The following is a 16,608-nucleotide window of genomic DNA, read 5'->3' as shown; positions in this document are numbered from 1 at the left end:
CATTATGAGAAGTAAGAGGGGAACTTTGCTTAAGTCAAAAAGTGAAGGAAGGGAGATGTAGGATTCTATGAAACCAAAAGGGACCGCCGTCATTGCAATATATGAAAGCAAACACAACGAAAAGGATGTTGTGAAATCTCATCATCACTCGTCACACCAGCTGCTATACAATCTGGAGGGTGAAGGGGTCTGTACGCTTGACTATGAAGAATATCCCATTACTCCAGATAGTTTTATCATTATCCCACCCTTTACGGAGCATTCTATTTCCTCCAAGTCAAAAACGACGATTCTCGTGTTGGAGTTTGACGTTCGCGACTATAGCGAGGATGTGCAGCAACGACTTATTGCCAAAGTGTTTCAGAAGGGCGTTGTGCAACAGGTGAGTATGTTTGAAGGCAGTGAATTGCGCCAATTGCTGAGAAAAATGTTGTATGAGCAATCAAATGCCAACGATTTATGGGAAATCGCCTTAAAAGTATATATGACGGAGCTGCTTTTTATCATTGCTCGTTCGCAACAAGAGGTGAAGTACGCCGATACAAACACATTGCGCGTCGAACGGATTAAGCAATATATTGAAACGCACTACTTTGATATTAAAAGTGCGGAAGATATTGCTTCGAAACTCGGGGTGAGCAAACGGTATATTCAAAGTATCTACAAAGAACATTACGGGTGCACACCGATGCAATACTTGACGGATGTTCGTCTAGGCGTTGTAAAAAAGCTCCTTCTGGAAACCGACAAAGATATTGTCTCTATTTGTTTTGAAGTAGGCTTTGAATCTCTTGCTACTTATTATCGCCTCTTCAAAAAACAGACCGGTGTCCCTCCTAAAATGTATCGGAAAACGTATCAAGGGCGCGTAGATGAACGCCCATGAAGATTATCAAGCAACTAGGAGGGCGATCATTAAAAAATATTTCTAAACATCGACCAAGTAACTGAAAGGCTGAACCGAATAAATATTTCAGTGAAATGGTTTAGACATAGATAATGGTTATATTCAAATAAAAATAATATTCAGTCTTTTGTGATATATATTGTTTAATGGATAATGAATTTTAAAATAAAAAATAGAGCGTTCCAAAAAGTATTTTTGTGTAAAAAAATGTATATTAAATTGTTCCGATTTTGAGAGTGAAATTCTTTAATTAATAAGACGTATTTCTCCCGAATACTTACAATTGAATTAATTCGTATTAATCACAAATATGAAAGCGTCTACAAAAACAAGGAGGTCTTACATTGAAATTGAGAAATAAGTGGTTTGGTGCGTTATTATTGGTCGCCTTAGTGTTGAGTGCTTGCAGTGATGGAAATACAGATTCGGGGGATGGAAACGTTGAAGAAACTGGTGAAGCTAAAGTCACTTTAGATGTGATTTGGTTCAGTGATGGCGATGAGGGGGAGGTCTTTAAAGAAATCACGGAAGAATATAAAAAAGAGCATCCGAATGTTGAATTTAATATCATAGACACGCCATATAGCGATGTAAACGACAGAATTCGTACGCGTGTTTCTGGCGGGGATGCGCCTGATTTAGCTCGCGTTTCCAATCCAGGCATGATATCTGACGCACTTTTAGAACTAGATGATTATTTTGACAGCAAAGAAACATTTTTAGAGCAACTCTCTCCTTCTGCACGACCGTGGGCACAAGTTGGGGATAAGTTTGTCGCTGTTCCGACGGATATGACAGCACACGGATTGTTTTATAATAAAGCTTATTTCGAGCAAGCAGGCGTAGAAGTACCATCATCGCCTGATGACCTTTGGGATTGGGATGAATTTGCAAACGCAATTGAAAAAGTAAAAGAGAATAGTGACGCTCGTATGGGACTGGCTTATGACATGTCTCCATCGCGTTATTCGACGTTAATTTATCAAAATGGTGGAACGATCTTTTCAGAAGATGGCACACAGTTAACGATTAATGAGCCTGAGGCAGTGGGTGCTTTGGAATATTTTAAAGAACTTCATGACCGTGAAATTATCCCAAAATCAATTTGGTTAGGTGGAGAGAATCCGAATTCCATGTTTAGATCGGCACAGGCAGCAATGCACTTGTCTGGAAATTGGAATTTACAAAATTACTCAGAGAATGCAGGTTTTGAATGGGGCGTCACTTATTTGCCAGAGGAGGTACGCAGGTCTTCTGTTGCTGGAGGAAAACAGATGGTGGCATTTAAAGATTCTGAGCATACAGACGAAGCCGCGGAATTTTTACAGTATTTTATTTCTAAAGATGTGAATGAAAAATACGTTAAAGAATCGTTATTCCTAAGTCCGAGAAACGATGTGCAAGACGTTCAATATGAAATCAATTCAGAGGCAATGGAAATTTTCCAGAATGAGCTTTCCGTGACACCTGAAGCGACAGCGAATGATTGGAGCAATTTCGAATATATGCCAGAAGTAGAGAAGCAGCTTACAGAAAATGTTCAAAAAACGCTGAACGGTGATATGTCCCCTCAAGAGGCAATGGACGACATAGTAGAAAGTACAGATATGGGTTCTGAGTAAGTGATTTACTAAGGAGAATCGATTGTCGCCTACGCTGTCGATTCTCCTATGATTAATTTTGTACGTAAGGAGAAATCGTATGAAAAGCGAAAAGAAATGGATTCCTTATGCATTTTTACTGCCTAATATGCTGATTTTTGCTATCTTTGTTGGTCTGCCTGCAATTTTTGGAGTGGTCTATGCTTTTACTGAATGGAATGGGTTGTCTGATCCTGTTTTTATAGGTATCGAAAATTTTGTCACGATTTTTACCGATGATGAGTTTTGGTCCATGCTTGTACGAACGATGTTGTATGTTATTTTTGTTGTTCCTTTAACAGTCATGTCTGCCTTAGCGCTTGCCTGGTTATTAACACGTGGATTGAAAGGAAGCGGATTTTTTCGCGCCGTGTTTTTTCTTCCGGTCATGATATCTTTCATTGTGTCTGGTCTCATTTGGAATTGGATTTTACAAACGGATACCGGGCTCATTAATTTCCTTTTAAATACGATGAATATAGGGTCAGTTGAGTGGTTGTCTAATTCATTTTTTGCTAATCTTTCAGTCGTTATGGTCACCATTTGGAGTCGAGTTGGATTCTTTATGCTGATTTTTGTTGCTGGTTTGCAGAGTATTTCACCTGCGCTTTATGAAGCAGCTGAAATTGATGGTGCAGGTCCATGGAAGAAATTTCTTAAAGTAACAATCCCTATGCTACGACCAATTACCCTGCTCGTTATCATTTTAAGTTTTATTGAGTTTTTTAAGACGTTTGCCTTGGTCGTTTCATTAACAGGAGGAGGACCAATTAATGCAACAACATACTATGTTCAGTACACCTACGATACGGCTTTTGAGCTTGGAAACTTTGGTTTGGGAAGCGCTCTCTCATTAGTGTTGTTTGTGATCATGGCCATTGTGACCCTCGTTCAATGGAAGGTAAGTAATGGAGGGAGAGTGTGAGCATGGCTAACAAAACAAAAAACTTTGTTCTATACACAATTCTCGTCATTGTCGGCGCATTTATGTTATTTCCGGTGCTGTGGGTTGTCAGTTCGTCATTTAAGCCTTCAACAGAATTGTTTAGCTGGCCACCGACAATGATTCCAAATAGCTTAACGTTTGATCATTATATTAGTGCCTTTGAGAATGCCAATTTTGGGCAGTATTTATTCAACACAGTGGTCGTCACCGTTGTTGCAACGATCATTACACTTTTCATTAATACTATGGCTGGCTATGCCTTAGCCAAATATCGTTTTAAAGGAAGTACATTGATCCTTGTTCTTTTTCTATCGACCTTAATGATCCCCCTCGAAGCATTAATGATTCCGATGTTTATCGTGTTAAAAAATCTAGGGTTATATAACACGCTCTGGGGCATCATTATTCCTCCAGCAGCAACTCCTACAGGTGTATTTTTAGTAAGGCAGTATGCGATGTCTCTGCCGGACGAGATGATTGAAGCGGCAAAAATAGATGGTGCTGGTGAATGGAAGATATTTGTTCGCTTAATTATTCCATTGATTAAACCCATACTTGCAACATTAACAATTTTCTCAATTATGTGGCGTTGGCAAGATTATATTTGGCCTTTAATTGCGATTTCAGATACACGTTTGTATACATTAGAACTAGCTTTAGCAAATTTTATCGGAGAGTATTCGGTTGACTGGGGACCTTTACTAGCGATGGCAGTATTGACGATGGTCCCACTGATTACAGTTTTCTTAGTTTTCCAACGCTTTTTCATTCAAGGCATCATGATGTCTGGGATGAAAGACTAACTGTGAGGTGTTTGTAATGCACAAGTATCCTTTTACGTTGAAGCAAGGTGGTACGTTAAACCATTGGCTTTTGCTCGGATTATTTGTTGAGGAAAAATCGTTTGGTGTTGAGACAATGACTGGAGATGTGAACGAGTGGCTCGTAAAAGGTCATGCGGTGCACGAGTTCCCTGGACGTATTGAGTTTTTGAAGAGTCGTCAAGTGGTTACTGAGCTACCAGAAGAGATCATTGACCCTCACTTAGGAAAAGATGTTTTGTGTAACGGTGAGAAGAAAAACTGGCAGTTGCATCTACCCTCTGAACAATTAGAGGTTGAAGAAACAGGGTTTTGGAGTAAGCCGACGCAATTAAAAATGTGGGCATACACGGAGCTGCATAGTGAGATAGATCAAGTTTGTACGTTTGCCATTTCTGTCACCGGTGGCATGTCTTTGTGGGTGAATGGGGAACTGATGCACTCGATGGCTCCCTTTTCTCGAAATCAGCTGACAACAGAGGACGTCTCTATTCCATTACATCAAGGGCAAAATGCCGTTTACATATGCCATGATGATTTAGCTGAAAGAGACACACAATTCATGTTTCGTCTAGATTACTCTGAGGGCGAGCCTCTTAAAGGGCAATTACCCATAGGTCGTGAGTCTGTAGAGGAAATTCATCATCTGAAGCAATTGTTAGCAGGTGCTCGGTTTACAAAAGATACCTTCAAAGAAGAGGAAGTGCAGCTTGAGCTAGGTGGTCAGCCTCAACAGCCGTATGCGCTGACTTGTCAGTTTCAAGTAGAGCGTTGTCCGCTTTATGTAGCCAAGAAGATTATTGATCCTAACCATTCTTCAGTATCTTTTGGTTCCCCGGATCAATTTCAAATGGGGTATCATGCTGTGACACTCATGCTCAGTAATGGTCGAGTGCATATGAAAAGGAATGCAGGTGTAGAAATTTATCCCGAGTCTTATCATAAAGTAAAAGCTGAAACGAGCCAACAAAGAAAGGAGCTTATCCTAGACATCGTATCTAAGTACGGGGAACGGAATGTTCATCGCGTATTAGCTCAAATGGCTTCCACAAAAACAATGGATGATGAAGCGATCGCTATCCTTAAGGAAGATTTACGCACAGTTGAAGAGCGAAGAGACTGCAGTGATTTTAGTATAATCATGTATTATCAATTGCTCAAAATGGACGACCAAATAAGGATATTGCCATGTTCTCTACGGAAGCGTGTAGAGGATGCGATGGTCAATTACCGATATTGGATTGATGAGCCTGGGAATGATGTCATGTGGTTTTTTAGTGAAAATCACGCACTGATGTTTCATGCGAGTGAGCTGCTTGCCGGTCAAGCATTTCCGAACCGCTTATTTCCAAATGGTAATATCATGGGGATAGAGCATTACGAAAAGGCGAAAACGAGACTCTTGGCATGGTTTGCTCGATTTTTTAAAGATGGTTTGGCTGAGTGGAATTCAAGCCCATATATTCCTATCAATGTGATAGGGCTACTTCAGTTGTATGGTTTTGCAAAAGATACTCAAATACGGCATGATGCAAAAAGAGCGTTAGACCTTATTTTTTATTGGCTGAAGGCGAATAGCTTTAAAGGTTACTTGACTGGCTCTCAGGGTCGGGTTTACGAAAAAGAGCTTAAAGGTAATTACAATACGCAAACGACCAACCTTTCTTGGCTGGCTTGGGGAGAGGGAAATGTCACATATTCTTCGTTTGGATCGGTTGCTCTAGCTTTTTCGGACTACGAGCCTCCTGAAGAAACGAATCAATTGGATGTGCAAAGCCCGTTTGTGTACCTTCAGCGCCAGGGCGTCGACAAAGAAACGCTGATCTACCTATTTAAGACGAGAGATTATGCTTTATCGACAGCCGTCAATTATCGACCTTTTCAGCCTGGCTATCAGGAGCATATCTCGCAAGTCAGTTTTGGACCTGAAGAAAACATATGGGTAAATCATCCGGGTGAACGAGCGAAAAAGGGAGCTGGACGACCAAGTTATTGGGCAGGAAATGGGTGTCTACCTTTTGCAAATCAGTATAAAAGCTTAGCTGTCTATTGGTTTAAAATTGATTTGGCCCATGACGTAGACTTTACTCACGCTTATACACCTTTACAATCTTTTGATGAATATGAATTAGACAAACAGTGGATATTTTTACGCAAAGGAGAAGGGTATGTTGCTCTTTTTGCCCAAAATGGCTTGCAACTTACGATGGAGGGGATTGATCAAGCGCGAGAAGTGATATCGCTGGGACGAGAAAATGTCTGGGTATTAAGAGTAGGGAATCAGGATGAATTTTCTTCTTTTAGTCAATTTAAAGATGAGATTCGAAAGAGCTCTATACAATTATCATCAAACGATTGTGATATTACATTTCGAGATCCCGTTTATGGCACCGTTCATTTCTGTATGACGGAAAAAGATGTTTATGTTAATGAAGAAAAGGTTTTGATGGAAGAAGATACGATTAAAGGTAAAGTGTATCATATTTAACAAGTCGGTAGCGGCTGTCAGATCAGTAGGTTCATTTAGAAAAGCAATTCCTAAAGATGCAATCAACCTACTTGGGAGTTCGTTTTTACGTGAATCAGGCTGTTTGGACAGCCGCTTTTTTTAATGCAACATGTCGTTCATAGGAGAAAACGAATTTGATTGACCAAAAAAGCGAGAAAATTGTTCAAGAGAAGTGATCATTAAACATTCTAAAAAGTCCTTGTGATCTTTATTTTCTTAAGTTATAGTGTATTTATACTTAATTCGTTCAATGATTGAAGTAAGTTAGAGGACATTTTGGGGTGAAAACATGAGATTGTTACGAAGTGGCAGCAAAGAGTTAATTAAAGAGATCAATCGCTTTAAAGTACTTAATCTTATTCGTCGACAGCAGCCGATTAGCCGTGCTGAAATTGCGAAGCGGTGTGATCTAGGTGTGTCTACGCTTTCTTACATTATGGATGATTTAAAAAGTAGAGATTTGATTTATGAAGTAGGGGAAGCGAATTCTACGGGCGGTCGCAGGGCGAAGTTACTTAGATTTAATAAAAATTATGGAACGACAATGAGCATTAAGATTGAAGAAGAGCAAATTATGATAGCGATTACAAATATGATTGGCGAAATTTTAGCCATTCAGTATACGCCTTTTCAAAAAAAGGCATCTCCTGAGACCGTTGTTGATCTCATTAAACGTTCGGTCAAGCAGCTTCTTACAGAAGCAGGTGACGATATATCTGATCTTTTAGGTATTGGAATTCTTTCCTCAGGACTCGTCAGTCTGACCGATGGGAGGATCATCCGCTCCTCAATGTTAGGTTGGGAAAATGTCCCTGTTAAAGATATGCTTCAAGATGCTTTTCCGAAGACACAGGTGTTTGTTGATAACAATATCAACGGCTTTACGCTCGCAGAGTTAGAAAATGGCGAGGGCAAGCACAGTAATCACTTTCTCGTCGTTTCGATCGGTGCGGGCATAGGGCTGTCGGTCGTCATCGATCGCAAGATTTATTATGGCGCGTTCGGCGGGGCTGGAGAATTTGGCCATACGAGTATACAAGTGGATGGGTATCCATGCCATTGCGGGCAAAATGGCTGTTTAGAAATGTATGCGTCTGAGTTTTATTTTGAAAATCGAGGTCGTGAATTGTTACCTGACTATCCCAATTCAACATTAACGCGCTTCCGTTTTGCAGATGTGGCTAAAGCGGCAGAAGAAAAAGATGAGCTTGCGGTAACGCTGATGAAAGGGATGGGGAGATATCTCGGATATGGATTACGAAATTTAATCAATATTTTCAACCCTGAAAAAATTATTATTGTTGGGGAAGGCGTCAAATACCGTCATTTATTTCAAGATGAAGTGTCGCAGACGGCGCATGATAATTTCTTTGAAAAAGTCAACATTAAAACGGACGTTGTTTTTTCAACATTGCAAGATGAAGTCTGGTTTACAGGCGGCGGCTTACTGGCAATCAACCAAATTTTTCAAGAACCGATTTACGAAAATGAGCCAAACCTTGACGAGAGGCGGTGAAGCAAATGGTTGGGATGACGAGAAGAAAAACGTTGTTTTGGCTTTGTGTTTTTCTTTTACCGAATCTTTTAGGTTTTTTGATGTTTGTCGGCGTACCCATTGTTTCGTCACTCGTCATCAGCTTTACGAATTGGGATTTGTTAGGGGAAATTCAGTTTACCGGGCTTGAGAACTATACGAGGCTCGTGCAAGACCCAGAATTTTGGCGGTCCTTTGGCAACACATTGTTCTTTATCATCGGGTATTTACCGCTCGTCTTAATCTTTGGGCTTGCCAGTGCTCTGTTATTAAATCAGCAGATGAGATTTCGTCCTTTTTTCAGGGCAACGTTCTTTTTGCCAGTTATTACGAGCTGGGTCGCGGTCTCGCTCATTTGGAAATGGCTTTATAACCCTGAGTATGGATTGATTAACTATGTGTTGTCGGTGATTGGCATTGATGGTCCGCAATGGCTGAACGATCCTGATACCGCAATGATTGGTATCATTTTAGCAAGTGCTTGGAAAGATATCGGGTTTGTGATGGTTTTATATTTAGGTGGCTTGCAAAACATCTCTTCGTCTTATTATGAAGCCGCTTCCATTGATGGTGCAGGCAAGCTTCGACAGCTTTTAAGCATTACGATCCCGCTCCTTGCACCGACGACTTTTTTTGTCACAATTATTTCGTTAATTAATTCCTTTCAAGTGTTTGATCAGGTGATGATCATGACAGAGGGTGGACCCGGTGGCTCAACGATCGTGATGGTACAGAACATCTACAATCATGCGTTTCGTTATTACGAAATGGGCTATGCGTCTGCGATGAGCTGGATGCTCTTTATCGTCATCTTTATCTGCACATGGATTCAAATGAAGTTTCAGGATCGAGGGGTGAAATAGGCATGGAAGACAGAGTGATGAGTCAAGGCGTAATTTTGAAGAAATTCATCTTTTATCTGCTTTTAGTTGTGGGTGCTTTCATTATGCTCGTTCCATTTTTATGGATGGTGTCGACATCATTGAAGACGGATGGTGCGACGATGGTTTTTCCCCCGCAATTCATTCCGGATCCGCCTACGCTTGAAAACTATCAAACTGTGACAGAAAAGTTTCCAATGCTGCGATTTTTGTGGAATTCGGTCATTGTTGCCGTACTTACGACACTAGGGCAAATGACATTTAGTTCGATGGCTGCCTATGCATTCGCAAGGATGCATTTTAAAGGCAGAGATCAGCTGTTTTTATTATATCTGGCGACGATGATGGTGCCGGCACAGGTGACGATGATCCCTCAATTTATGCTGATTCGGGAATTTAATTGGCTGGATTCTTATATGGGACTGATCATTCCGACAATGTTTGGGGTATTTGGGACTTTTCTCATGAGGCAGGCGATGCTAAGCATTCCTCGCGAGCTTGAGGAAGCAGCGTTTATGGACGGCGCCAATCATTTCAAAGTGTTTTTCCATGTCTGTCTGCCGCTGATAAAACCGATGCTGGCGGCTTTAGGAATATTTACATTTATGCAATCTTGGAACAACTTTCTTTGGCCGTTAATTGTCGTCAGTAATGAAAAGTTAGCGACGTTGCCGCTCGGCCTGTCTTTATTAGAGGGGCGCTGGTCAACGGACTGGGGGTTAATGATGTCAGGCGTTGTCATTAGCATTGTTCCTATATTACTCGTCTATCTTTTCGCTCAAAAATACTTCATTCAAGGGATGACGATGAGCGGAATGAAAGAATAAATACTCACTAGAATGGGAGAGGGTTTTATGAAGACAAAGCTGTTTGTCACATCATTGTTTTTTGCGTTGATGCTGATGTTAGCTGGTTGTTCTTCCTCTGGGGGAAGCGAGGCTGACGGAGGTGCTGGAGAAGGGAACGACGACACGGGCGAAAGTCAGACAGAAATTACCTACTATAGCTTTTCGGCTACTCCCGATAATGAAGATAATTTAGCTAAAATTGTCGAAGCGTTTGAAAAAGAGCATCCGAATATTAAAGTCAATACGGAGTTTGCTGCCTTTGACGATTATTTCGTAAAGCTGCAAACACAAATTGCTGGTGGAAACGCACCTGATGTATTTGAGTTAAACTATGAAAACTTTGTTCAGTTTGCCTCAAGAGGAACTTTGGCTGATTTATCGGATTACATCGAGCAGGATGATGAGTTTGATCCTTCGCAGCTCAATGAGGAAGCATTTAAAGCGTACCAATATGACGGAAAACAATACGGCATGGTGGAAAGCTTTTCAAACGTTGTGACCTTCTACAATAAAGACTTATTTGACGAAGCGGGCGTTGACTATCCTACGGCTGATTGGACGTGGGAAGACGAATTAGAGGCGGCAAAACAGCTGACAGACGCGGAAAGTAACGTGTGGGGCACGTATGCACCAGTGACAATGAATGAGTATTTCAAGGTTGCCGCTCAAAATGGCGGTCAGCTCTTTGATGAAGAGGGTAACCCGACGATCAATACCGAAGAAAACCTGGAAGCATTAACGTATATGGTAGAAAAAGTGACAGAGCATGGCGTGTCACCATCACCTGCCCAAATGTCTGGTCAAAAGTCTGAGGACTTATTTATGAACGGTCAGCTTGCCATTTTGCATACAGGCGTGTGGATGTTCGGGATGTTTGCAGACGCTCCTTTTGCTTGGGATATTGAATTGGAGGCAGGGAACACGCAAAAAGCGCATCACTTCTTTGCGAATGGACTCGCCGTTTCTGAGAGTAGTGAAAAGAAGGAAGCTGCGTACGAATTTGCCTCCTTCATGAGTGCGAGTGAGGAAGTGGCTGATATTCGCGTTAACGCATCATGGGAGCTGCCGGCAATTACCGACGAAGCGATTTTACAACCGTATTTAGAGCAAACGCCACCAGAAAATCGTGAGGCGGTCTTTGAAGCTTTAGACACGCTCGTCTTGCCTCCGATAGTGAATAATTGGAGTCAAATCAGTGACGTCACAGATCAAGAATTTGAAAAAGCGTTACTCGGGGAGAAGACACCAGAAGAAGTGTTGGACACGTTAGAAAGCGAATTTGCGAGAATCATCAACGAGTAAATCCATCATAAAGGTTAGGTGTGCCCCTGAGGCATGTCTAACCTTTCGTTAAAGAGGTGTTTTTATTGGAAAAGTACACAGCGCTACTCAAAGGATATTTATCCCAGTTGAAGGGGGAGCACGCTGCGGTAGAACAAGTATTGGAAAATTTACAGCCTACGATTGGAACGGACGCCTTTTACAACATCGCTACGTGGACTTGGTTGTTGCAAAGGCATATCGGCGATCATCCCGCCTCAGCTTTAAATAGCATCGATACAAAACCGTATATCACATATCTTTCAAATAGTTGGATGGATCAACATGAATGCGTTCTTGAAAAAGAAGCAACGGATATCTATTTATCTAATATCGCGATGGCTTATGCTGCGCTCTTAGAAACGAAAAACAAACGCGGTGTTTTCGAAGCGCAGAAGGTCATGACCGACATACGTGATTTTGTTTTCGACAATTTACTTTCAGGAGGCACTGTTTTAAATGGTGTTGAGGAAAGAGCTCTTTCTGCCGATCAAATCCTGGCGGTCATGCCGTATGGATTGTTTTCACCTGAGGATTTGGTTGTTGTTGAAGCAACACAGCAAATGGTTCTTCATTTAAGTGAACAGGACGGCATGCTTCCGTTTCGCGGGGCAACACAAGTAAAACGGTTAGCGACGGCGCTGTTTGCGTTGTATTATCAAGAAAAGTCGGAACGCGAAAAGGCGTTGTATTACGCTCAGCAAGCACGCTCTTTTGCTGAGGAAGACGAGCTCGCCGACGTGTTGCTCAACGTCTTCGATCACTTTGCTGCACAAAACAATCAAGCAGCCCACATCGTTCATAGACCGTTAGGGAATGAAAATGTTTACGAACGACAGCTGACCGAGCGAATCCCACATTATCCAACGACAGAGGAATACGTCCAACTGGCGTGTCAAGTCGTTAGTGACATAAAGATTAGGAAAGTCAGTATTGAGGTTGAAAATGAGGCTGGCACGTGGCGTCATGTGGAGTCATTGTCCCCTGCTGTAAAGGACAATACGCTCGTTTATGAAACAAAGCTTGCCCCATTGCCAAAGCATGACCGCTACGACTATCGCTTTGTCGCGGAGCTAGAAGATGGCAGCGCATTAACATCTGAGACGTACGATCTTTCCACCTTGCAACGTCAGCAGGCGACGTCTTTTCAAGTGGTGGATCAAGAGACGGATCGGTGTGTGCTTCAGTTTGGTGAGGAACACTTGCTTACAATGACCTTAAGTGACAAACAGCTGTCTTTTACCATCCAACAAAAGGGTAGCTATGGTTCGGTTCCGCAAAATAAACGGACATCCGTTAAGTTACAGTCCGGCGACTACTCGGTCATGGTGGAGGAAAGTCATTGCGCCATTTCTGTTTATAAGGAAAATAAACGGATGCTATCGACTCATCCGCTGTATGCACCGATCGAATGGAACACAGATGTAGACGGAACGGTACGATCGTTTACCATTCATTGGTATTCACCAGCGCATGAACGCTTTTATGGTTTTGGAGAGCGGTATAATGCGCTTGAGCAGCGTGGGGAGATAATTGACTGCTACGTATACAATCAGTATCGCGATCAAGGGACGCGGACGTATATCCCTATCCCTTTTTATATGACAAACGGAGGATATGGCTGCTTTATCAATACGATGATGTACACGACGTTTGATTTAGCAGCTGGCTTAAAGGATAAATGCAGCGTTACGTTTGCGCAAAATGAGCGCGTGACGATGACGAATCTTCATTTCTACTTTGGCGACTTTCAAGGTCAGCTTCAGCAGTATACGGAGCAAACAGGGAAGCCTACGATGCTTCCAGCTTGGGCGCTCGGACCGTGGATGTCGAGTAACAATTGGGATCGGCAATCGATTGTAGAGCAGGAAGTCGAAGCGACAAAACAGCATGACATTCCGGCGACGGTCATCGTCTTAGAGCAGTGGAGTGATGAGGCGACGTATTACATGTTTAACGACGCGACCTATGAACTGAAAGAACCGGGCTACGTTCATTCGTATGATGAGATGACCTTCCCTTCGTGGGGGCGTTGGCCTGATCCGAAAAAGATGGTCGCATCCTTACATGCGGACAATTTAAAGCTGATCCTTTGGCAAATTCCCATCCAAAAATATTTAAACAAACAGACGCACCCTCTGAAGGATCAAGACGAATCGTACATGATAAAAAATGGCTATGTCGTAAAAAACAAAGACGGCTCGCCTTATCGCATTCCGGAAAATTGGTTTACCAATAGCTTGCTCATGGACTTTAGCCATCCTGAAGGAAGGGAATGGTGGTTTGCTAAGCGGCAGTATTTACTTGACCTCGGTGTAGACGGCTTTAAAACAGACGGTGGCGAGTTTGTGTTTGGAAAAAACGTTCAGTTTGCCAACGGTCAGACTGGAAGCGAGATGCGTAATCAGTATCCAAATGATTATGTCGAAGCTTACTATCGTTTTGCTCAGCAAAATCACGGGATGACGTTTAGCAGGGCTGGCTATACTGGCGCGCAAAATTTTCCGCGCACTGGGCGGGAGACGAAAGGTCGACGTTTGCTGCGTTCCAACGCTCTTTAGTGGCTGGTCTAAATGCGGGTCTCGCAGGGATTGTATTTTGGGGTTGGGACTTGGCTGGATTTAACGGAGATATTCCGACAGCAGAGTTATTTATGCGCTCGTCGGCAATGGCGGCGTTTTGCCCGATCATGCAATATCACGCGGAAAGCAAAGCTGAGTTTAATCAAGATCGCACGCCGTGGAATATCGCCGCGCGTACTGGTGAGAAGAAGGTCATCGACGTGTATCGCTTTTACGCCAATGTAAGAATGAATATGCTGCCGTATCTTTATCAGGAAGCTAAAAAGGCAAGTGATACGGGATTGCCGATGATGCGCGCGCTCATGCTCGATTACCCTGACGATGAACGCGTCCGTGGTCTGTACGATCAATATCTCTTCGGGGAATCTCTGCTTGTCGCTCCGATCATTGAAGAGGGCGAGGTAGAAAGGCAAGTGTATCTTCCAGATGGGAAATGGCTGGATTTTTGGTCAGGGGACGAATATGAAGGTCCTGCTGTGATCCGCTCTGTCGCAGATGTCGAACAGATTCCGGTGTTCGTGAAAATGAATACGGCGCTCTTGTTGAACGTTGCTGAAACGAAAGCGCTCGGTTCACCGGTTGGTAATGACATTTCGGGTTATAAGACTCCTGTATGTCGAATTTACTGCGACAGTTCCTTTACCCAAACGTTAACGGATCACCTCGGGCATGTCATTGAGTTGTCGGTCGATGTACAAGCAGAAAGCATTGTTATTCACGTGACGACAGCGCTTCCGGGTATGACGATTGACGTGATTGGATGCGATAAACCGTTGACTGTCGTTTGGGATAGTTCATCGAAAAGCGATTGAAGGGAGGTGGTAGTGGCTTAGTGTCCTATAAGAAGTGAGTAATTTTTTCAATTTAGAGCCCTTGAATCTCAAGGTATTCAAGGCACCAAAAATGGAGCACCAATTGAACGAATCCACCAGAAGCAGCATTTCATGGTGAGCAAAGAGCCTATATGTATCTAGCGTCACCTTATCAACAAAGTCTTCATCAGACGATCAATGTTCCGGAAAATAATACAACTTATACAATGGAAGCATGGGTTCGACTGCTTAATACAACACCAACAACCGCACGCCTTGAGATCACCAATCACGGGAGTAGTCAGCAATTCGTTGACATTCCGCAAAACGGCGAATGGACGTACATGAAGGTAGAAGACATTATGGTGACGAGCGGAGAAGTGAAGATCGGCTTTTACGTCGACTCACCAGGAGGAACGACGTTACACATCGACGGCGTCCGGTTGATGAAAGAGTAAAGGAAACGCAAAGTACCCAAACGACAGACACGAACAAAGTGTTTGCGAGTTTGGGTTTTTGCTTTATATAGATAACAGATGAAGAAAGGGATTGTACTATCAATAAAGAATAATACATAACATACAACCTTTTTTACATTATTCGACGAACAAGGAGGGTATTCGCTTTTGAAAAAACCGAATATTTTATTCATTACGAGTGATCAGCAGCATTGGGATACATTAGGGGCATTCAACAATGAAATTTCGACACCGAATTTAGATCGCTTAGTTAAAGAAGGGACGATGTTTGACCGGGCGTATTGTCCGAACCCGACGTGTACACCGTCGCGGGCATCAATGATTACAGGACAATACCCGAGTCAGCACGGTGCTTGGGCGATTGGCACAAAGCTGCAGGAGGACCGGCTCACGGTTGGTGACGTTTTACAAGACAACGATTATCGCACAGCTTTAATCGGAAAAGCGCATTTTCAGCCATTGAAGGACACCGAAGAGTTTCCGTCGATCGAATCTTATCCGCTCCTTAGTGATTTAGATTATTGGAGAAACTTTCATGGACCCTATTACGGTTTTGAGCATGTTGAGTTAACACGAAACCATACGAATGAGCACTTGGTCGGTCAGCATTATGCCATTTGGATGGAAGAAAACGGGTGCACGAACTGGCGTGATTATTATTTGCCGCCGACAGGTCACATGGACCCAAAGCAAAAGCATCGGTGGGATATTCCGGAAAAATACCATTACAACACGTGGATTGCGGAGCGGACAAATGCAAAAATGACAGAATATCATGAAAATGACGAGCCGTTTTTCCTATGGGCAAGCTTTTTTGACCCGCATCCGCCCTACCTTGTGTCTGAGCCGTGGGACACGATGTATGACCCTAATCAACTGACCTTACCGACAGTTGTAGAAGGAGAGCATGATAAAAACCCACCGCATTTTCAAATGACGCAGGAAGACGATCCAGATTTCTCGCGTTACAAAGAAACAGAGATTGGTAACATCGGTTTCCGGTCGTATACACATATTAACGAACGAGAAGCGCGGCAAAATATGGCGACATATTATGGCATGATCAGTATGATGGATAAGTATATCGGCAAAATTTTAGATCGATTGGACGAGCTCGGCATGACCGAAAACACAATCGTCGTTTTTACAACCGATCACGGGCATTTCTTCGGCCAGCACGGTTTGCATGACAAAGGCGGATTCCATTATGAAGACGTGATGAGGTTACCATTATTGTTCGCTATCCAGAAAAGGTTCCGGCGGGCCGAGTGTCCTCCGCCCTGCAATCGCTCGTCGATCTAGCGCCGACGTTTTTTAAGCTTTGCGGAT

At 42.8% G+C, this 16,608-nt stretch carries 11 protein-coding genes and 2 pseudogenes; all 13 read left to right on the top strand.

The annotated features are described in order from the left end of the window. The first annotated feature begins 67 nt into the window (after window positions 1–67). Window positions 68–886, top strand: coding sequence for a helix-turn-helix domain-containing protein (locus G4V62_RS16295; protein ID WP_165204160.1), 819 nt, complete (start codon window positions 68–70; stop codon window positions 884–886). A 365-nt stretch (window positions 887–1,251) separates the two neighbouring features. Then, window positions 1,252–2,529, top strand: coding sequence for an ABC transporter substrate-binding protein (locus G4V62_RS16290; protein WP_165204157.1), 1,278 nt, complete (start codon window positions 1,252–1,254; stop codon window positions 2,527–2,529). Between the two features lie 79 nt (window positions 2,530–2,608). Beyond that, window positions 2,609–3,472, top strand: a complete 864-nt coding sequence (locus G4V62_RS16285) for a carbohydrate ABC transporter permease (protein WP_165204154.1) — start codon at window positions 2,609–2,611, stop codon at window positions 3,470–3,472. Window positions 3,473–3,474: 2 nt separating this feature from the next. After that, window positions 3,475–4,296, top strand: coding sequence for a carbohydrate ABC transporter permease (locus tag G4V62_RS16280; RefSeq protein WP_165204151.1), 822 nt, complete (start codon window positions 3,475–3,477; stop codon window positions 4,294–4,296). A gap of 16 nt (window positions 4,297–4,312) precedes the next feature. Next, the gene (locus tag G4V62_RS16275) at window positions 4,313–6,802 is read left to right on the top strand and encodes a hypothetical protein (protein ID WP_165204148.1); all 2,490 of its coding nucleotides are present in this window, start codon (window positions 4,313–4,315) and stop codon (window positions 6,800–6,802) included. 310 nt (window positions 6,803–7,112) lie between these two features. After that, entirely contained in the window at window positions 7,113–8,339 is a 1,227-nt protein-coding gene (locus G4V62_RS16270; RefSeq protein ID WP_165204145.1) for an ROK family protein, read from the top strand. 5 nt (window positions 8,340–8,344) lie between these two features. Further along, window positions 8,345–9,220, top strand: a complete 876-nt coding sequence (locus G4V62_RS16265) for a carbohydrate ABC transporter permease (RefSeq protein ID WP_165204142.1) — start codon at window positions 8,345–8,347, stop codon at window positions 9,218–9,220. A 17-nt stretch (window positions 9,221–9,237) separates the two neighbouring features. After that, window positions 9,238–10,065 (top strand): carbohydrate ABC transporter permease, encoded by an 828-nt coding sequence (locus G4V62_RS16260; RefSeq protein WP_165204186.1) that lies wholly within the window; start codon window positions 9,238–9,240, stop codon window positions 10,063–10,065. Between the two features lie 27 nt (window positions 10,066–10,092). Next, window positions 10,093–11,388, top strand: a complete 1,296-nt coding sequence (locus G4V62_RS16255; RefSeq protein ID WP_165204139.1) for an ABC transporter substrate-binding protein — start codon at window positions 10,093–10,095, stop codon at window positions 11,386–11,388. 293 nt (window positions 11,389–11,681) lie between these two features. Continuing rightward, window positions 11,682–14,182, top strand: a pseudogene (locus G4V62_RS20685) (glycoside hydrolase family 31 protein); the annotation flags it as partial. A 33-nt stretch (window positions 14,183–14,215) separates the two neighbouring features. Further along, window positions 14,216–14,800, top strand: coding sequence for a glycoside hydrolase family 31 family protein (locus G4V62_RS16245; protein WP_376768320.1), 585 nt, complete (start codon window positions 14,216–14,218; stop codon window positions 14,798–14,800). 152 nt (window positions 14,801–14,952) lie between these two features. Then, on the top strand, window positions 14,953–15,258 hold the full coding sequence (locus G4V62_RS16240) for a hypothetical protein (RefSeq protein ID WP_165204133.1): 306 nt from the start codon (window positions 14,953–14,955) through the stop codon (window positions 15,256–15,258). 168 nt (window positions 15,259–15,426) lie between these two features. Continuing rightward, window positions 15,427–16,608: pseudogene (locus G4V62_RS16235) on the top strand (sulfatase family protein); the annotation flags it as partial.

Origin of the sequence: Litoribacterium kuwaitense, from assembly GCF_011058155.1 — a bacterium.
In the GTDB taxonomy this organism is placed as follows: Bacteria; Bacillota; Bacilli; order Bacillales; family DSM-28697; genus Litoribacterium; species Litoribacterium kuwaitense.
This window is presented reverse-complemented; position numbering and strand designations above follow the sequence as displayed.